Genomic DNA, 19,972 nt, shown 5'->3' on the forward strand with positions numbered 1-19,972 from the left:
TGTCCCTTAATTCAGACTCACTGGTGATGGTGAAGAAATTTATTAAATTCATTCGTTTATGAATCAATTTCGTACATTTCCACTGCCGTTACTTGCCATCGCTGTATGATTTTCCACCACGCAGGTGATTAAGAGACACAGCCTGGATTGAATGAGGACGGACTCTATTAACCAGATCCTGAAATGGATGTGGGGGATCCTCGCTCCAGTGCCGTTTTTAGTGTGTCACCACTCAGATGGTCGGTGATACCATCAGTTGATGCCCATTGTTCAAAAATGGACAACAGTTTATAGGGCTGCCTGATTAATGGGCTAATGGCCTCATTATGTTTGCAGGCGAGCCAGAATAATCGTGATAACGGCGTGGATATCCGTGTGGACGATGACGAGGATGTGTGGTTTTTGGTCGGCATGTTGATTAACTTTTCCAGTTCAGTATGCCGGATGACAAAGCAGGCATCTTGCGGTAGGTCGTGAACCGGAAAGTAATCCTTTCGGAGGTTTGGATTCATGCCTTGTTGTTGAATCTCTTGATAAATATCAGTCCACATTTTCTCAGGGAGTCGCATGATTTTCTGGTTTATTCTTTCCTGCCATGTGATCTTTTCGAATACCTGAAATATATCTCCTGAAAGAGTTACCGATATACCGTAATTGATCTCATTCTCACCGATGTGTGGTAATGGAATGTGCAGGGAGCGGGCAAGCAAGCGTTGTACTATAACGTACTCATGTCCCGCTAATAGTGTGTCGATAATTGGCTGGGTGGGAGTAATGTATCGTCCCTCGGTACTGAGAATAAGATTTCGTTTGCCAAGGAAACTGTTTCTATCGAGCAAACAAAGTCGGTCGATGAATGAGTGTCCGACCGGGCGTAGCTTCAATTTATTATCCAATGTTCGTATTTTTCGTAAAACAACCGGTGACTGGAAGTAGATGGAAAGGCTGATATTGCCATATAAAGCATGGCGATAAATATCACTGTCCGTCAGTTCTGTTTTTGTTGTTTTCTTCGTTATTCTGATAGCCTCCTGTATCGTCATCCATTCAGGCATACTGCTCTTTGTGTTTAAAAGGAAGGTCTGTTTTTGCATGATGTAATCTCCTTCAGCATGACAACCTTTCCTGTGCGTAGGGAATAACTGGGGGGTTAATAAAATTACCGTGTATGACGTTAAACTTTTATATATAAATTTCCATGGCGTGGAAGAGGTTTAGTTAGAATGACCAGAGTATGTCATTTTTATTTTTTTATCTCTTAAGAAAAAAAATAAAAATCCACAAGGAATGAGATAACCTTGTATCACAAGTGGGCTACCGCCTGCAGTGGTAGCACCACCACAGCATCTGAGATACGTATTGTTTAGTTTTATGAATGGATGTCATCACAGTGTTTCACTGGCATGGACAGCCCAGAACTGTTCTGCCAGATTGAATTTATAGAATGAAATTTTTACTTAAGGTGATGCAGTTTGTCATAAAAATAGATGTACTGCTGTCATTATTGGTTATTACGTGTTAGCTCCGGTATTTTTGCGTGTATAGAAAGGGTAATTGGCATCTTTTCAGTCTTAAAAGGTTACCCATCGTAATTGGCGGGGCGTTTTCGTTTGCCATAGCTTGCTGCGTCAGGTCGCATGGATGCTTGCCGTTTTTGACACTGGCGATGATGGTGTTGCGGTCATGAAGGATGGGTCACCAATATGCCGTCCGGCCTGATGACCGGGTTGACGCCACAGTCAGTCTGTACCGAGGGACTGGCAGCAGGGCATGTCGCCTGTCGCGGGGATGAGGGCCTTGACCGAGTCAGGAGAGGCACTGGTAAAGCCATTTGTGCGAGCGAGGCCGGGTCAGCCAATGCGCCTTTCAGCCTGGTCAGCCTGTGCGTCCTTGAGCTCGTTGTGAATCCTGGCAGGAGCCGGGCTTTATGGACGCAACCGGAAGAGGCAAACAATTTCCCCGGCGCAAGCGCCTTCCTCGCGCAGCAAATTCTTTGCCTCTTCCGGTCCTTCACGGTGTTACGGTCGCAAGCGATGCGGCCAGCCCGGCTCCTGCCATTCGGATCACCACAAAGGACGCGACAGGCGCGACCTTGAAAATCCGAAAGGAGCAACATCATGGCTAACATCGGCACCTTCACCGCACAAAACAACGGCTTCACTGGCACCGTCCGCACCCTGACCCTGAATGTCAAGGTTAGGTTTATCCCCTGCGACAAAAGCAGCGAGCACGCCCCTGACTTCCGCATTCAGACCCTCGGTGGTTATGACATCGGCGCAGCCTGGCGGAAAATCAGCCAGGCCGAACGGCCTTATCTGTCGGTGACACTCGACGACCCTTCCTTCCCGGCAACCCTCTATGCTCGCCTTATCGAAGAAGAGAATGGCAAGCACCAGTTGATCTGGTCGCGCAGCAAACCGTCGGCCTGACAGCCAGACACCTCGCCCCGCCAGTCACGGCGGGGCGCACACTGTTTACTCCGGCAATGAGCCTGTGGCTCATTGCGTTTTTACTGCTCTTGAGGGGAGCAGCGTCACTTGCGCATAAACATAGGGCGCAACGTAATTTTCCCGGTTCATATCCAGATAATCCGACCACCATTGCATCATCGCTTTTCGGGCATCAAGGTATTCCGCTTTATGGATGTAAGCCGCTCGCACGCTGTTGCGCTCCTGATGGCTCATCTGGCGCTCAACCGCATCCTGTAACCACAGGCTGGATTCCATCAGTGCGCTACAGGCCATTGCCCGGAATCCGTGACCGCAGATATCATTTTGGGTGTCATAGCCCATCAGGCGCAACGCCTTGTTGACCGTGTTTTCGCACATCGGTTTATACGGATTATGGTCACCGGGGAATATCAGTTCCTGATGCCCGGATATATCCCGTATCTGTTTCAGAATAGCGATGGCCTGCCGGGAGAGGGGAACGATATGTGGGGTACGCATCTTTGCGCCACGCCCGGAATAACGTACGTCGGGGATGGCTTTGCGGGTAGCGGGAATAGTCCAGATGTGGTTTCTGAAATCAATTTCCGACCATCGCGCGAAGCGCAATTCGCTGGAGCGGATGAACAGATGCAGGGTGAGCGATACGGCCAGCCGGGTTAATTCCCGTCCTTGCCGGTAGTCCTCAATGCGTGTCAACAGTTCAGGTAGTTGCTCCAGCGGCAGGGCAGGGTAGTGACGTTTAACGGGCGGGGCGATAATACCGTCCAGATTGGCCGCCGGATTGTGTTCTATCAGTTCCTGATGCACAGCATGACGCATGATGTTGCATAGGTGCTGCCGGGTACGGGCTGCCACTTCCAGTAAACCTTTTTTCTCAATCCCTTTCAGCAGACCGATGAAGTGACGGGGTTTCAGCTCCGTAACAGGCAGGTGCCCAATAACAGGAAAGAGATGGTTATTCATGCTTGCAAGCAGGCGAGTGGCATGGCTCTCTGACCATGTCCGGTTGCTTTTGTGCCAGTCCAGGGCTACATCTCTGAATGATTTTTCTGGTGAGCGGGACGCTTTTTTTGCCGCCCGCTGGTGTGCGGGGTTGATATTCTGCGCCAGCAGTTTACGGATGCTGTCACGTTGTTGACGCGCATCAGCCAGCGATACATCGGGGTAGGTACCTAAACCAAGGCGGGATTCTTTTTTATTGATACGATATTTGAGATACCAGAGACGTGAACCGCCGGGATTAATCAACAGGTACAGACCGTGAGAATCGGAAACTTTGTAGGGCTTTGCAGATGGTTTTAAGTTGCGGATTTTTGAGTCATTAAGAGACATGTGGGGGTCACTCCGTCATCGAACTAACCTGACCCCAAATCTGACCACCAAATTCTCCCGATGCAGAGGGAAAACTGAAAATGCATCGGGAAGATATTTCACGCCAACCTGTTGAACCCAAATCATATAAGGATTCGCGAAGCGGCATGAAAACAAGAATTTGGCTCCTCTGACTGGACTCGAACCAGTGACATACGGATTAACAGTCCGCCGTTCTACCGACTGAACTACAGAGGAATCGTTTGAACGGGGCGCATAATAACGGGGTCCGTCGCCCATGTCAAAGGTGTAAACCACATTTTTGATGCGTTTGGCGAGGGAATGCGCAATATGCCGTTTTTTTCACATGATTGCGGCGATAAAGCCGCATTTTCGTTGCGTGGTGATGGAAAAACAGCGGGCTGACAGCAACAGAATGCTGCCAGCCCGCTGGGGCGGCGAGGGATAAAAAAACTACCGTAACCGCAGTTGCAACTGGTAGCGGTAGCGAGGAGCCGTCAGCAGGAAGTCTGGTGCAACGCTGGGGCTCCAGGAGTCGTCACCGCCAACGCCCATGTGGAAGCCATCCAGATTAAGCCTGGTTCCGGCTTCTGGTTGCAGCAGATGGTGATGGGTGCATGACATCAGTTGTTGCTGGCTGTAGCGGCCGATGCCGAAGTGGAAGTCACCTTCGATAAGCCAGTCGCCGTAGCACAATTCCTGGGTGTGACAGCGCAGGCCGTTTTCCGATGGGAAAATATAGGGTGTGTGCATCGACTCCAGCGGTTGTTGCCAACGGCCGTGTAGCGCGGCAAGGCGTCGGTCGGGGTAGTTTTCATGCGGGCCGAGCCCCAGCCAGCTGACCTGTGGGTTGACTGCCGCCAGTTGCACGGAAAGGCCGATGCGAGCTGGCGAAGGCAAGTGACGGGCAATCTCGACATCGACATTTACCGTCAGGACGCCGCGCGCATCGATTCGCCACTGTTTACGGCTGATGAACAACACCTGTTGCTGATAGTGGCTGATGTGCTCGGTGGTGATCAGTACGCTGTCGCTGAGGGTGTCGGCGTGGATGTACTGGCAGTCGGTGTCGTACTGGTACAATCCGGCCAGTTTCCAGCGTTCTACCCAGGCGTTCGGGTCAATACGATCGACTTCGCTGATACCGATGTCGTTATCCAGTGCTGCGCGGGTCACATTATCCTGCAACGGGCTGAGTAACTGGGGTTGCCCATCACGCCACCACTGTGTCAGCAAGCCGCTGTGGCGGCTAAACACCCAGCGCTGTTGGCCGAGTGTGACCTCGAATTGCTCATCGGTTTGGCTCAATGATGGAGACTCGCCATCATGAACAGGCGGCAGCGGACGTGCCAGCGGTATCGGTAACTGCCATTGATCCCAGGCGCAGCGATGACCCGCTGGTGACCAGTCGGTCGCCTTCGGCTGAATTACCTCTACGGTCAGCCACATATCGGCGTGGTGCTGCGGGGCAGGCACCTGCTTCAGCAAGGTAAGTGTCTGACTCCCTTGCGGTGCGATATCGAGCGGTACCTGGCCTGATGCCAGTAGCACGTCATCCTGCATAATGCGCCAGTGCAGCTCTTCATTATCACTGTGGCGGAACAGGTATTCACTGGTGACAGTCAGCGTCAGCGGGGCATCGTCATGGCGGCTGAACTGGAAAAATTGCTGGGCGCGCTGGGCTTCGTACAGCGCCGGGTGCGGTGTGCGATCAGGGAATACCAGACCATTGAGGCAGAACTGACGGTCATTAGGTTTATCACCAAAGTCACCGCCGTAGGCCCAGTGTGTTTTGCCGTCTTGTTCACGCAGCAGCGCCTGATCCACCCAGTCCCAGACAAAGCCGCCTTGCAGGCGTGGGTACTGGCGGAATGCCTGCCAGTAGCGGTCAAAGCCGCCAAAACTGTTGCCCATCGCGTGCGCGTATTCGCACAGAATCAGCGGACGGTGTTCACCCGGCAGGCCAATCCATTTTTTGATGGACCATTTCGGGACGGCGGGGAAGGGCTGGTCTTGATCGACGCGAGCATACATCGGGCACAAAATATCGGTCGCTGGTGTATTGGCACCGCCGCCTTCGTATTGCACCGGTCGGGTGGGGTCTTGTTGTTTCACCCACTGGTAAAGCGCGCTATGGGTATGGCCGTAGCCAGATTCATTGCCTAACGACCAGATAATAATGCAGGGATGATTACGGTCGCGTTGTACCATGCGTGTGACGCGTTCGGCATAAGCGGGTAACCAGCGCGGGTTGTCGGACAGGCGGCTCATTGGTTGCATGCCGTGGGTTTCGATATTGGCTTCATCGACCACGTACAAGCCATAGCGGTCGCACAGCCGATACCACAACGGATGATTAGGGTAGTGGGAGCAGCGTACCGCGTTGAAGTTATGCTGTTTCATCAACAGGATATCCTGCCGCATGGTCGCTTCATCGATCGCCTGACCGTGCTGCGGGTGGTGCTCATGGCGATTAGTACCGCGGATCAGCAGCGGTTGACCGTTGAGCAACAACAAGCCGTTACGGATGGCGACCTCACGAAAGCCGACGTCGTAGGCTTCTGCTTCCACCAGCGTGCCGTCGCACTCCAGCGCCACCACCGCCCGGTACAGATTGGGTTCTTCCGCGCTCCACAAGGCGGGCTGCGCCACCTCCAGTTGCAGACTCACCCTGTCGTGATAGGCACCGCGCTCATCTATCGCCGGGGTGCCGAACGGTTTGCGTTGTTCCCCCACCAGGCGTTCGCCTCGCCATAACTGTACCGCCAGTTGCCAGTGTTCAGCCTGGTCTTCCGGCAGGTTGGCCAGCGCGGTGACGCACAACGTACCTTGGGTGTGGCTGTGTCGCAGTGGGGTTGTGAGTTGCACATCGCGCAGGTGTACCGTCGGTTTATGCAGCAGGTAGACATCGCGATAAATGCCGCTCATGCGCCACATGTCCTGATCTTCCAGATAGGTGCCGTCAGACCAGCGCAGCACCATCACTGCCAGCCGGTTTTCTCCCACCTGCAGACAAGGTGTCAGGTCGAACTCCGCTGGCAGGCGGCTATCCTGAGAGTAACCGACCCATTGGCCGTTGCACCACAGATGAAAAGCAGAGTTAACGCCGTCGAATACGATGCGGGTCTGCCCTTGCGCCAGCCAGTCGGGATCGACTGAAAATGTGAGCGAGTAACACCCGGTAGGGTTGTCTTCTGGTACGAATGGTGGGTTGACGGGAATGGGGTACTTAACATTGGTGTAAATCGGCGCGTCGTATCCTGCTAACTGCCAGTTAGAGGGGACGGTAATCTGATCGGCATCGTTTAAATCCTGTGTCAGCCACTGTTCTGGTACGGCTTGCGGGCGAGCAAAATAGCTGAAGGTCCATTCGCCATTCAGTAACTGACGCCGGTCGGAAGGGGCATCGTCGCGTGCTGCATTCAGGTCGCGCCAACTGGAAAAGGGCGGATGGGCGTCCAGGCGGCGAATGTGTGGGCAGGTCGGGTTTTCCCAGTCGCGTCTGGCCAGAATATCCGTCAGCGAGATGCCGGATAGCGGAACATAAGCGGAAACAGTGGACATAAAACAGGCTTTCCTTTTATTGGCTGAGTTGGCTGCAAGTGAATGACTGAAAACAACTGATGAGCGGATAAATGAAATTGTGATCCGCTCACAATTTTACTGTCAGGATCGCGGCTTGCCGAATATGAGTAAAGTGCAGCGATGCCGGAAAGTGGTATCGATCACAAAACCGGCATCCGAAGGGGACGGCTAACGCTGTAACTGCCGTGCCAGACTAATCAACTGCTGGGCGACATCCTGCGGTGACAGGGTGGAAGGGCGCCAGGCCGCGGTAGTTTGACGTGGTATCAGGGTCGTTTTTAACCGCAGTGGGGCTGGTGTGTGCGGGTGTTGCAGGCAGTCCAGCAGCCGGTTGACGCTTTCCCGGCCCAGTTGCCTAAAATCCTGACGGATGGTGGTTAACGGCGGCTGGAAATAGGCGCTGTCACGTGTATCGTCAAAACCAATGACCGAGATCTGTTCCGGTACGCGCAAGCCGTATTCATGAATCGCCCGCAGAACGCCCAACGCCATTTGGTCGTTGGCGACGGCGATAGCAGTGGGGCGGATTGCGTTTGCCAGCAGTAAATGCGCCTGCTGATACCCTGAGCTGGCGCTCCAGTCGCCTTCGGCGATGGCACAAGGGGTTAACAGGTTGGCGGCTAGCGCTTTCTGCCAGCCCTCGTAACGCAAACGCGCCGACACCGAGCTTTGCGGACCGGTCAGCAAGGCGATGCGACGGTGCCCCATTTCTACCAGATGGTCGATAGCCAGCTTCGCACCCTGCTGCGGGTCGAACATCACGCTGGGCAGGTTGGCGGTAGGTGCCGTGTCGAGAAACAACGCCGGTGTGGCCGCGCACAACTGATGGATGTGCTCCGCCTCTTCTTGCTCCAGTGGGACGTTGATGATGACGCCATCTACCCGCTGTGACAGTAATTCGTTAACGGCGCGCTGGACGTCATTACCATCGGCCGCACGTAACATGGAGATCACCACCGTGAACCCCAGTTCGCTGGCGGTCGTTTTGATGGCGGCAGCGATTTGGGATGGCGCATGCAGCGATAGGTCGATTGTCGCCAACCCAATGGTCGTGCTACTGCGGCGCGCCAGTTGCTGTGCTACCCGATTGGGGATGTAGTGGAGCGCGGCCATCGCCTGCTCCACCTTTTCCCGTGTGCGTATCGAGACGTGAGGTGCCTGATTCAGTACCCGGGAAACGGTTTGGTATGACACACCGGCGTAAGCTGCCACGTCATTGAGCGTTACTGGTTTTGCTTTCATGATGCTCTGTCAGTCGGTCTCTGCATTGTCACCTCACGTTATCATAACAAATGCCGGTGAATGCATACCGTGGTCAACAGAGAAAAATTACGCTGCGACGAGGGGATGTGTCACTTGCCGGTAATACCAGGCGATAGTTTGTTTGATCAGTGCATCGGTGGCATCCAGGTAGGCATCGGGTGTGGCGTTGACTTCTGGCTCCAGAATCAGCGGCAGCTCGGTGCAACCCAGAATGATTTTTTCTACCCCTTGCTGGCGCAGCGAATCGACGACCGGCAGCAGTAGTGCGCGAGACTGGTTGAAATCACCCGCCTTGTAAGCATAGATACTGTTCATGACCGCCAGCTGCTGTGCTTCATCAGGCAGCGTGCAGCGCACCTGCTGACCACTGAGTGCATGCTGGTAGATATTACCGCGCACGGTGGCGGTCGTCGCCAGAATGCCGACGTGATGGACGCGTTGTTCGGCGACTTGCTGGCAGGCGGCATCAATGATGCTGATCATGTCTACCTGAGTATGCCGCTTCAAATCCTCGAACCAGTAGTGTGCGGTATTGCAAGGAATGATGATGCAAGTGGCTCCCGCGTTTTCCAGAATTCTCATGTATTCAATCATCTTTTGCAGCGGCGACGGGCTGTGATGGAGAATGCACTGGGTACGGTCCGGAATATCTGGGATAGACACGGCGATCATCGGAATGTGTTCCTGATCCTTACGTGCCGGGGTTTGCCGGATAAGTTTTTGCATGGCGTCTACGGTGGCACCCGGCCCCATGCCGCCAAGAATTCCGATTACAGGGTTCACGTTTTCCGCCTCACTGCGAGTAGTCTGGAGTGGAAAAATCATCGCACAGCGCCTGGAAATGTGAATTGCGAAATTCCCATCATTTATGTATGTTTTGCATAACGCTATGCGCATTATGCGTAGAATGCGTTTTCAAAACGGCGCTTGATGATGCTAAATAATATTGAAACCAAATGGTTATATGATTTCATTGCACTGGAAGAACACCGCAGTTTCACGCTGGCGGCGGAGACACGTAACATCTCACAGTCGTCGTTCAGCCGACGTGTTCGGGCGCTGGAAGAGGCCGTAGGGTTTGACCTGTTTGATCGCCGGGCGCAGCCGTTGCAACTGACCGAGCAGGGTAAGATTTTTCATGCCCACATCCGCAATACCCTCGATGATCTGGAATATCAGATTCATAAATTGCACGGCGGTAGCCACTATAAAAATAAGATAACGATTGCCGCAGCGCATTCGCTATCGGTTTTTGTGATGCCGGAATTGCTGAAAAGCGTGCCGGATGTGCAAGAGAAAATCTTCTATGTCGAATCCATCGATGTCGATGATGCGGTTCTCAACCTTAAAGAGGGGCGCAGTGACTTCATTTTCTCTTTTTATAACGAGGAGTTGATGTCAGAACCGTTTCGTCATACCCGCATCATGGATTCTACCTTGTATCCGGTGTGCGCCTGCGATGCGCTCGGCAAACCGCAGTTTGATGTGCGTGCCGCCACGTTGCCGTTACTCAATTATACCGATACCAGTTACATGGGCCGTCAGGTCAATCGTTATCTCTCCACACTGGCATCGGAGCGTTTTACCGTGAGTTTTGTCTCCTCAATGAGTGATTTACTCAAACGTATGGTTAAGCAGGGGCATGGTATCGCATGGCTGCCGGATTACTCGATCCGTGATGAGCTGGCGAACAAAGAGCTGACGGTGTTGAAGCTGGATAACGCAGTGATGAAGATGCAGGTGTATCTGTATCGGTTGGATGCGCGGCTGAATGTGGCGTCGGAATCATTCTGGCGGGCAATGACGGCGTTGCGAACGGCACAATAAAAAACAGCGGCCGGGTGGCCGCTGTCTGCGTTCAAATGCTGGAGGTATGGACTGGATCAGGCGTCTTGTCTGGCCTGTTGCAACACCACTTCCGGCTCGGTTTCTTCTTCGTCGTCGGTGATGTCTTTTTCCAGACTGGCCACCACGGCGGTAGAGATACTGTTGCCGATAACGTTGGTCGCGGTGCGGCCCATATCCAGGAACTGGTCGATACCCAGAATCAGCAGGATACCGGCTTCCGGCAGGTTGAACATCGGCAGCGTGGCGGCAACCACCACCACAGAAGCACGTGCAACGCCCGCCATCCCCTTACTGGTGATCATCAGCGTCAGCAGGATCAGGATTTGCTGGGTCATGCTCAGATCAATATTGTAGGCTTGAGCGATGAACAGGATGGCAAACGACTGGTACATCATAGAGCCATCGAGGTTGAAGGAGTAACCCAGCGGCAGCACGAAGCTGGTGATTTTCTTCGGTACACCGAAACGGGTCAGCGCATCCATGGTTTTCGGATAGGCGGACTCGCTGCTGGCGGTCGCGAAGGCCAGCATGGTGGGTTCACGAATCAGACGCGCCAGCACGGCAATAGAGCGGCCGAGGAAGGCGTAACCCACCAGGAACAACACCGCCCACAGCAGTGCCAGGCCCAGATAAAACTCACCAATCAGCTTACCGAAGTCATAGATCAGCCCCAGACCCTGAGTCGTGATGGCAGAACCGATAGCGGCAAAGACGGCGATAGGTGCCAGCGCCATCACGTAATCGGTGACGCGGAACATCACTTTAGCCAGCTCTTCGATGGTAGAGAGAATGAAGTTGGCCTGTTTGTTGTGGTGCTTGACGTAAGCCAGCGCCGAGCCGAAGAACAGCGAGAACACCAGAATTTGCAGGATCTCGTTGTTAGCCATCGCTTCTATGATACTTTTCGGGAAGATATGGCTGATGAAGTTCTTCAGTGTGAAACCATCGGTATTCAGGCCGGTAGTGACGTGGCTGGCCGAAGCCACCAGGTTCATGCCGGTGCCCGGCTGGAAGAAGTTCGCCAGCATCATACCTATCAGCAATGACAGGAAAGATGCGGTCACAAACCAGGTCATAGCTTTGAGACCGACGCGACCTACGGCAGAAGAGTTACCCATACTGGCCAGGCCGGAAACCAGGGTTGCGAATACCAGCGGTGCAATGATCATCTTGATCAGACGCAGGAAAATATCGGTAACCATATTAAAGTACGACGCCACTTCTTTGGCGCGGGCGCCATCCAGATAAGTGTGGCATGCCCAGCCAATCAGAATACCGAGCACGATCGCCAGCATTATCTGTATTAATAACTTCTGCCTTTGCATATAAACCTCATGTTGATGAATGTACCCAGACAACACCAGTGTTATTGCAGCGTAGCGGTCAGATATGCCGTAAGACATGCGTGGACCGATACCCTGATTTGTTTGTGGGGTGCTGTGTCTGCCGCGCCGAATATTACAACGAATTGCGCGCTTTTCCCTTTTTTTCTGCGAAGAAAATGAAATGCATCACTTAATCGGGCTCAAAATACGCTATTTTCCGGTTATTCATCACGAAAACCCTAACTGGCTGTCGTTGGTGTGATTCAAATAAGTTCATAATTTTCAATCGATTAGTATTTATTTTTTTGTGGCGAAAGGTGGTTTTTGCACTAATCATAACTTTTTCTTATATCTTGGATGAAGTCAGCAATATCACCAATAATGACCGGGGGATTTATCGCTAAGGGAGGATGACGGTATTATTGATTGATAACGTGTTGGATTAATAAACAGGAATTACCCTTCGTATTTATAAAAATATAATGGGCCTTGGAACGAAGAGTGATGTTGACCATGAAATAAAAATGACAGTCATTTTAATCACCTGCCTGTATTGCGTAAAAATGAAACGCAAATGTTGTTTTCATTCTCTGCATGTAATTGGAATGTTGCGGTGGGGTGTTGTTGTGGTGGAATTTTACACACTCGGCGCGAAAAGGAAAAACACGAAACCGTACTTGCCGCCGGGTGAGAAGGTGATGATAATCACACCGTTTGCAGCCTTAATTATAAATAATTCTTATTATTATCCATCTGACCACGGATCACCGCTCATCGGATAACCGGTTGTGGTTCGCTAACCCCGGTTTAGCACGATTCAGATCAAGCTATTGGTGAGGTGACGTGTCATTTCACCAGTGAAGCACTTACACTATTTCCCCACACTATCTATGGAGATTGGATTACGGTGGTTATGGCGACACGACTGACAGACTCCCCGTCCCGGCTGTCTATTCTCTGGCAGGATGCCTTGTTGAAAATTTCTCAGTCGCTGTTGCAACAGCGCACCCTACCTGATCTGCTGCAGTGCCTGGACGGTGTGTCGTTCTCGGTGGTGCGGTTTGGTCGCGTCAACGTCATCCTGCTTGACCCCTTGCGTAACCAGATGCATTTCTACCGCCACGATCGTGACTCCGGGCGGACGCTGTGCAGCGAAGAGGCGATTCTGCTGGCCAATGGCCCCGGTGGTGTCGTGTGGAGCACCCAAACCGTGCTGCACTGTGACCGGACACACTTTCAGCGTGATTTCCCCCATCTGACCGATCTGCCCGCCTACGCCGGATTAAGCGACTATTGCCAGTTGCCGCTGCCAGGCACCCAGCGAGTACTGGGCGGGGTCGAATTTCTCAAGACCGACGGCAGCCGCTTTACTGACAGCGAACTGGATTTCTTTCAGGCGCTGGCTGGTGTGGTTGCATTGGTGGTGGAAAATATTTGTGAGCGTGAGCAAGTGTTGCAGGAAGAAGAGCGGTTGCGCCACGAGCGGGATCACCTGCGTATTCTGGTGGATGTCACCAATACCGTGATTTCCAAACTGGAGCTGAAAGCGCTGGCGCTGGAGGTGTCGCGCGAGATCCACCGCTTCTTTGGTATTGATTTTATCGCACTGGTGCTGAAAGACGGCGAAGAGCAAGACAACCCACTGAAGTATCTTGCCACGGTGTATCCGGCATCCGGCGCACCCAAAACGGTGCAAGGCGAAGTGGAGCGGGCGCAAACACTGGCTGACAGCGTGATGGCGCAACATCAGCCACAACTGATCGAGGTACCGACACGACTGGCGGCTAAAGACCCACGTCCACTTTGTCAGTGGTTTGACCGTGAGTTGTCTCATGTGTGTTTGCTGCCGCTGGTATTCGGGAACCGCACACTCGGCGTGCTGGAGCTGGCGCATCGCACCGCGCTTGCCGTGAACGAGGCGGACCTGCGGCTGCTGCGGCAAATTGCTGCCCGCATCGCCATCGCGTTGGATAACGCACTGGCCTATGAGCAGATTACCCGGCTGAAGGATTCGTTAATCCATGAAAACTTCTACCTGACCGAGCAACTGACTGAACACATTCATCAGCGTAGCGGTGATGAATTTGGCGAGATTATCGGCCGTAGCGCGGCGATTCGGCAGGTACTGGAACAGGTGGCGATGGTCGCCGCCAGTGACAGTACGGTGTTGATTCTGGGAGAAACGGGCACCGGTAAAGAGTTGATTGCCCGCGCTATTCATAGCCTGAGCCAACGTAAATCACAACGCATGGTGAAAATGAATTGCGCCGCGATTCCTTCTGGCCTGTTGGAAAGCGACCTGTTCGGACATGAAAAAGGGGCGTTTACCGGTGCGACCAGCCAGCGTCAGGGGCGCTTTGAGCTGGCGGATAACAGCACGTTATTTTTAGATGAGGTTGGGGATATTCCGCTGGAGTTGCAGCCCAAGCTACTGCGGGTACTACAGGAGCGGGAGATAGAGCGGCTGGGCGGCAGTAAGATCATCCCGGTGAATGTGCGGTTAATTGCCGCGACTAACCGTGACCTGAAACAAATGGTGGCGGACCGTGAGTACCGTAGCGATCTTTACTATCGCCTCAATGTGTTCCCGATTGTTATTCCGCCGTTACGTGAGCGACCGGAAGACATTCCGCTGCTGGTGAAGTTTTTTACCCGCAAGATAGCCCGTCGTATGAACCGTACTATCGACAGTATCCCCTCCGATATGTTGCGTCAGTTGAGTCGTTTGCCGTGGCCTGGCAACGTGCGGGAACTGGAAAATGTGGTGGAGCGGGCGGTGATCCTGACACGCGGCACCACGCTCAACTTGCATATGGATGAACTCCAGCACCATTTGTCGCCGCTGGATGTGCCCAAACCCGCGCACCATGAAATTATGCCGACAGTAGAGCCCACTCCTGTGCCGCAGGAGGCCGACGACGAGTCAGAACGCGAGCGCATCATCCGGGTTTTACGAGAAACCAATGGGATTGTCGCTGGCCCGAAAGGCGCGGCGGCACGCCTTGGCCTTAAACGCACCACGTTATTGTCGCGTATGCAGCGTATGGGGATTTCCGCCCGGGAAATTGAAGGGATTTCGTAACGAAGACGGTGGCAGCGGAAAGAGAAGGGGACGTAAAGGGGGAGTAATACAGCCCCCTCCTGGCGGAGAGGGCTGAGAGGGATTAACCCGCGACTTCGGCTTCTTTACGCAGACGGGCTTTCAAGGCGCTGTATTCCTGTCTGACATAGTTTTCCGCCCAGTTCTGGTCGGCGATCGGTTCCAGTTTCACCGCGCAGTGCTTGTACTCTGGGGTTTTGGCGATCGGGTCAACTTCATCCAGTGTCAGCTCGTTACAGGCACCAATCCACCACTGATAAGTCATGTAAACCGCACCTTTATTGATGCGTTCACTGACCATCGCCCGGCTGATGACTTTGCCGCGGCGTGATGCTACCCAGGTGAGTTGCTGGTCACGGATGCCCAGTTTGGCAGCGTCTTCCGGGTTCATCTGCACGTAACCCGGTTCGTCTGCCAGTGTTTGCAGCGCGGTACAGTTACCGGTCATGGAGCGGCAAGAGTAGTGGCCCACTTCACGCACGGTGGAGAGCACCAGCGGGTAATCGGCGTCGGTTTGCTCCATCGGCGGGTGCCATTCTGTTGCAAACAATAACCCTTTACCGTTCGGGCGGTCGAACTTGTTACCGGCATACAACCACGGTGTGCCGGGGCTGTCTTCGGTCAGGCACGGCCACGGGATATAACCCAGCCCGGCCATTTTCTCGTAGGTGGCACCGTAGTAAAGCGGGCACAGGTTACGCAACTCATCCCAGATTTCCTGGGTGTTGTTGTAATGCATCGGATAGCCCATGGCGGTAGCCATCAGGCTGATGATTTCCCAGTCTGGCTTCACATTGCCTTTGGGTTCAACTGCTTTGTAGAAGCGCTGGAAGCCACGGTCGGCCGCAGAATACACCCCTTCATGCTCGCCCCAGGAGGTTGCCGGGAAGATGACATCCGCCACGGCGGCGGTTTTGGTCATGAAGATATCCTGAACGATCAGCAATTCCAGTTGATTGAAGGTTTCGCGCACCACCGACAAGTCCGGCTCGGTTTGCAGCGGGTCTTCCCCCATCAGGTAATTGGCTTTGATCTTGCCTTCTTTGATCATGTGCGGGACATCGGTCAGCGAGTAGCCGATGCGGTCAGACAGCGACGGCACGCCCCAGGCTTTGGCAAACTTCTCACGCACGTCCGCTTCGGTGACTTTTTGGTAGCCGGGGAACTGGTTCGGCAGCGCACCCATATCGCAGGCACCCTGAACGTTGTTTTGTCCACGTACCGGGCCAACGCCGACATTCGGGCGACCGAGGTTGCCGGTCAGCAGTGCCAGGCCAGACAGGCCTTTCACCACGTCCACCCCTTGTGTCCACTGGGTGACACCCATGCCCCACAGGATGGTGGCTGACGGTGCCGCGGCATACATCCGAATCGCATCACGGATCAACTGCGGGTCAAGGCCAGTGATATCTGCCACGTATTCCGGGGTGTATTTCGCCACGATGGCGCGATACTCATCGAACCCTTCGGTGTGCTGCGCCACGAAAGTCGAGTTATACAACCCTTCGTTGATCAGTACGTTGGCAAACGCGTTGACCAGTGCCATGTTGGAGCCGTTTTTCAGCGGCAGCCACAGGTCGGCGATACGGGCAGTTTCGATATGGCGTGGGTCACAAACGATAACTTTGGCACCGCGTTCTTTCGCTTTGATGATGCGACGTGCCACGATCGGGTGAGAGTCGGCAGCGTTGTAACCGAAGACTAAAATGCAGTCGGTTTTTTCGATTTCGCAAATCGAGTTACTCATGGCCCCGTTACCCAGTGTCACCTGCAACCCTGAAACAGACGGGCCGTGGCAGACGCGGGCGCAACAGTCGATGTTGTTGGTGCCGGTCACCGCGCGGGCGAATTTCTGCATCACATAGTTGGTTTCGTTACCCGGACCACGGGATGAACCGGTGTGCATGATGGCGTCCGGGCCGTATTTCTCTTTGATGGCTTTCAGGCGAGAACTGGCGAAGTCGATGGCTTCTTCCCAGGATACGACCTCAAATGGCGCGCCTTTCTGGCGGCGGATCATCGGTTGTTTGAGTCGTGGGGTTAACAGTTTGGTGTCGTTGAGAAAATCCCAACCATAGTAGCCTTTTAAGCACAGCTCGCCTTCGTTGGTCAGGCCGTTGGCACCTTCTGCACCGACGACTTTGCCATTTTCTACCAACAGGTTAATTTTGCAGCCTGACCCACAATATGGGCAGACGGTAATCACTTTCTGCATGACATTGCTCTCCTTCATCGTACCGACGGCACGCTCAGAATTTCATTTCCGCGGCTTCATCAAGTGCTGCGCGCCGCTGTTTACGTTGGATCATCTCCTGAATGTCGTCTCTGCTTATCAGGTGCAGGGCTTTGGTAGGGCAGACTTCGACACAAGCCGGACCGTTGGCACGTCCTTCACACAGGTCACACTTGTGCGCTTCCGCCTTGATGCAGTTGCCCAGCGTCTGATAATGGCTGATACGCGCTACCGGTTTACTGATCACCGTCATGGCACCGTAGGGGCATGCCACTACGCAGGTTTTGCAACCAATGCATTTCTCTTGCTGCACCCGGATATGATCGCCGGCATGGACGATCGCCCCGTTAGGGCAAACATTTGCACAGGGTGCGTCTTCACAGTGACGGCACTGAATTGTGGTGCTGACATTCAGCCCCTTCACCACTTTTAGTCGCGGTGCGAAATGCTCTGCAGACAGCGATGACGGGTTACCATCACTGTGGGCCAGCACGCAGGCGATTTCGCAGGTGCGGCAGCCAATACATTTCTTGGGGTCTGCTAAAACGAACCGGTTCATGACAGGGTCTCCTTCCGCGGCTCTGGTTGACTAAAGGTTATGTCGACGGCATGGCACCGACACATCGCCATACACAAAGCAGGGTTTATGCCAGAATGAATGCTTATGATTTAGTGGTTTGATTTATAAAAGATTAAAGGCGAATGGATGATGAGTGTCGGCGTGATAAATGGGCGGATGTCGAGTGTCGACGACCGCCTTCGGCAGATTTGACGACAGTAGTGCGTTATGATGGGTGGGAATGACCCGCATTATAAAAACAGGAGTAAGGCGTGAATTATCCGATTGCATCCATCAATCGTACCGGGCTGAGTTCCGGGGTGTATGCCACGTTACGTGATGCTTTGATTACCGGGCAGTTCAAACCGAACGATCGCTTGCGCATTCGCGAGTTGGCAGCGCAACTGGGCACCAGTGTCACCCCGGTGCGTGATGCTATTTTGCAGTTGTCGAAAGAGCAGGCGCTGGAGTTGCGTACACCGCGTGACATCCGGGTACCGGCATTAACGCTGGATCAGTATCTGGAAATTCGCACCTTGCGATTGGCCATTGAAGGCATGGGGGCAGAAAATGCCGCTCGCTGTGTGACACCGCGCGCGCTAGCGCAGGTTGAAGAGAACATCGAATATAACAAAGCGGCGATTAAACGCGGCGACTTTACCGAAGCGTTGCGGCTGAACAGCGAATTTCATCTGTTGCTGGCGCATACGGCACAGATGCCATTACTGTGCAGTTTTATCGACAGTTTGTGGATGCGTACCGGGCCATTGATAGCACAGGCATACAGCCATTTTTCAGAGCGTATGGCCGTCGGCCACCACCAGGAGGTGCTGGTGGCCTTGAAAAACACTGACCCGGTAGCCGCGCGGTTGGCGATTCAGGCAGACATTCAGGACGGGCATCAGAAAATGGTCGAATTCATTGCTAATGTTCACGGAGAAGCCGACCAACAGATAAGTTCTTAATCGCCGATGGATGAACGTCTGCTCAGGGCGTTATCCAATCCGTGCAACAACATATCGGCGTGTTCCGGCTGGAAAATCAACGGCGGCCGGATTTTCAAAATATTGCCGTCAGGCCCGGTGGCGCTCAGCAAAATTTGGTGTTGCCGCAGGTCATTGACTACGTGTACCGCACCTGTCGTATCCGGCTGGCGTGTTAACCGGCTGGTCACCAGCTCGACGCCGATGAACAAGCCATAAACCCGAATGTCGCCAATGCAGTCGTGTCGCTCGGCCAGTTTGCGTAACCCTGTCTCCAGATAACTCCCCATTCGCAGGGCATTATCTTGCAACTGCTCACGGCGCAAGGTGTGCAACACGGCATGGGCTGCTCGACAGGACACGGGATTGCCGCCAAAGGTATTAAAATAACGCTGATTACGCCCGAATGCTTCAAACCACGCTGGGTTGCCGACCACTGCCGCGACCGGATGGCCGTTGCCCATCGGTTTGCCCAGCGTCACCAGATCCGGCACCACGCCATACGCGCCAAATCCCCAGCGGTGGCTACCGGTTCGGCCAAAACCAGCTTGTACCTCATCGGCAATAAACAACCCGCCCGCTGAACGTACCAGACGCACCGCTTCTTGTACGTCCTGCGCTGGGGCGCTGAATACGCCGTCGCTGGAAAATAGGGTATCAAACAGTAGCGCCGCCGGGCGTACGCCAGCTTGTTCCATTTGCGCCAGTGCCTGTTTCACACTGGTGAGCAGGCAGCCTGGCTGGCGGCGGTAACCGTCCGGTGGGTCGATAAGCCAGACCTGTTCTCCCCGTGGTGCACCGCTACCCAGTGATGGCGATAACCCGGCAAGTTGGGCGGTGACACCATGGTATGCCCAACGGGTCACCATGACACCGCTACCGCCGGTGACGTAACGGGCGATACGCAGAGCCAGATCGTTCGACTCGCTGCCGCTACAGGTCAGGGTAATGTTTTGCAGCGGGGCGGGAAACTCCTGTAGAAAGTCTTCAGCGAAATCCAAAATAGCGTCAGTGAGGTAGCGGGTGTGAGTATTGAGTGTGGCGGCTTGTGTGGCGATAGCCTCCACCACTGCGGGGTGACAATGCCCGAGTGAGGCGACGTTGTTGTATACATCCAGATAGCGGTTGCCGTCGGCGTCATACAGCCAGACACCATCCCCACGAACCACATGCAGCGGCTGCTGATAAAACAGGCGGTAACCTGCACCCAATAGCCGCTGACGGCGGGCCAGCAACGTTTCAGAGACTGATGCGGTTTCGGGGGATGGTGAAGTGGAACGGGTATTCATGGATG

General features: G+C 53.9%; 13 protein-coding genes and 1 tRNA gene. 4 read left to right on the plus strand and 10 right to left on the minus strand.

Features of this window, described 5'->3' with window-relative positions; translation table 11 throughout:
- Window positions 1–167: 167 nt before the first annotated feature.
- Complete coding sequence (locus LF929_RS07340; RefSeq protein WP_226093232.1) at window positions 168–1,094, minus strand: hypothetical protein; 927 nt, start codon at window positions 1,092–1,094, stop codon at window positions 168–170.
- A gap of 1,023 nt (window positions 1,095–2,117) precedes the next feature.
- On the opposite strand from LF929_RS07340, the gene LF929_RS07345 reads away from it, so the two are divergent.
- Window positions 2,118–2,429 (plus strand): DUF736 domain-containing protein, encoded by a 312-nt coding sequence (locus tag LF929_RS07345; protein ID WP_027712536.1) that lies wholly within the window; start codon window positions 2,118–2,120, stop codon window positions 2,427–2,429.
- Between the two features lie 69 nt (window positions 2,430–2,498).
- Here the strand turns inward: LF929_RS07345 and LF929_RS07350 are convergent, their stop codons facing one another.
- The 5 genes from LF929_RS07350 to LF929_RS07370 all read right to left on the minus strand — a co-directional run bounded on the left by LF929_RS07350 (window position 2,499) and on the right by LF929_RS07370 (window position 9,413).
- On the minus strand, window positions 2,499–3,782 hold the full coding sequence (locus LF929_RS07350) for a tyrosine-type recombinase/integrase (protein ID WP_368678962.1): 1,284 nt from the start codon (window positions 3,780–3,782) through the stop codon (window positions 2,499–2,501).
- 161 nt (window positions 3,783–3,943) lie between these two features.
- Window positions 3,944–4,019 (minus strand) — tRNA-Asn (locus tag LF929_RS07355).
- Window positions 4,020–4,235: 216 nt separating this feature from the next.
- On the minus strand, window positions 4,236–7,346 hold the full coding sequence (locus tag LF929_RS07360) for a beta-galactosidase (protein WP_226093422.1): 3,111 nt from the start codon (window positions 7,344–7,346) through the stop codon (window positions 4,236–4,238).
- 189 nt (window positions 7,347–7,535) lie between these two features.
- Entirely contained in the window at window positions 7,536–8,609 is a 1,074-nt protein-coding gene (locus tag LF929_RS07365; RefSeq protein WP_038904877.1) for a LacI family DNA-binding transcriptional regulator, read from the minus strand.
- A gap of 87 nt (window positions 8,610–8,696) precedes the next feature.
- Window positions 8,697–9,413 (minus strand): aspartate/glutamate racemase family protein, encoded by a 717-nt coding sequence (locus LF929_RS07370; protein ID WP_226093421.1) that lies wholly within the window; start codon window positions 9,411–9,413, stop codon window positions 8,697–8,699.
- Between the two features lie 150 nt (window positions 9,414–9,563).
- On the opposite strand from LF929_RS07370, the gene hypT reads away from it, so the two are divergent.
- Window positions 9,564–10,457, plus strand: a complete 894-nt coding sequence (gene hypT, locus LF929_RS07375) for a hypochlorite stress DNA-binding transcriptional regulator HypT (RefSeq protein WP_038904876.1) — start codon at window positions 9,564–9,566, stop codon at window positions 10,455–10,457.
- Between the two features lie 56 nt (window positions 10,458–10,513).
- Here hypT and LF929_RS07380 read toward each other — a convergent pair whose 3' ends face one another.
- Window positions 10,514–11,803 (minus strand): dicarboxylate/amino acid:cation symporter, encoded by a 1,290-nt coding sequence (locus tag LF929_RS07380; RefSeq protein WP_016943621.1) that lies wholly within the window; start codon window positions 11,801–11,803, stop codon window positions 10,514–10,516.
- 913 nt (window positions 11,804–12,716) lie between these two features.
- On the opposite strand from LF929_RS07380, the gene flhA reads away from it, so the two are divergent.
- On the plus strand, window positions 12,717–14,885 hold the full coding sequence (gene flhA, locus LF929_RS07385; protein WP_226093420.1) for a formate hydrogenlyase transcriptional activator FlhA: 2,169 nt from the start codon (window positions 12,717–12,719) through the stop codon (window positions 14,883–14,885).
- Window positions 14,886–14,967: 82 nt separating this feature from the next.
- On the opposite strand, the gene fdhF is transcribed toward flhA, so the two are convergent.
- Together fdhF and LF929_RS07395 are read right to left on the minus strand one after the other, a co-directional pair.
- Entirely contained in the window at window positions 14,968–17,118 is a 2,151-nt protein-coding gene (gene fdhF, locus LF929_RS07390) for a formate dehydrogenase subunit alpha (RefSeq protein ID WP_038904874.1), read from the minus strand.
- Between the two features lie 34 nt (window positions 17,119–17,152).
- Window positions 17,153–17,695, minus strand: a complete 543-nt coding sequence (locus LF929_RS07395) for a 4Fe-4S dicluster domain-containing protein (RefSeq protein WP_016943624.1) — start codon at window positions 17,693–17,695, stop codon at window positions 17,153–17,155.
- A gap of 272 nt (window positions 17,696–17,967) precedes the next feature.
- Between LF929_RS07395 and LF929_RS07400 the strand changes: the two genes are divergently transcribed.
- A complete protein-coding gene (locus LF929_RS07400) occupies window positions 17,968–18,660 on the plus strand; it encodes a GntR family transcriptional regulator (protein ID WP_226093419.1) in 693 nt (230 codons plus the stop codon).
- On the opposite strand, the gene LF929_RS07405 is transcribed toward LF929_RS07400, so the two are convergent.
- Entirely contained in the window at window positions 18,657–19,967 is a 1,311-nt protein-coding gene (locus tag LF929_RS07405; RefSeq protein ID WP_226093418.1) for an aspartate aminotransferase family protein, read from the minus strand. The genes LF929_RS07400 and LF929_RS07405 overlap by 4 nt on opposite strands.
- Window positions 19,968–19,972: the final 5 nt, after the last annotated feature.

Source organism: Dickeya oryzae, from assembly GCF_020406815.2.
Lineage (GTDB): Bacteria > Pseudomonadota > Gammaproteobacteria > Enterobacterales > Enterobacteriaceae > Dickeya > Dickeya oryzae.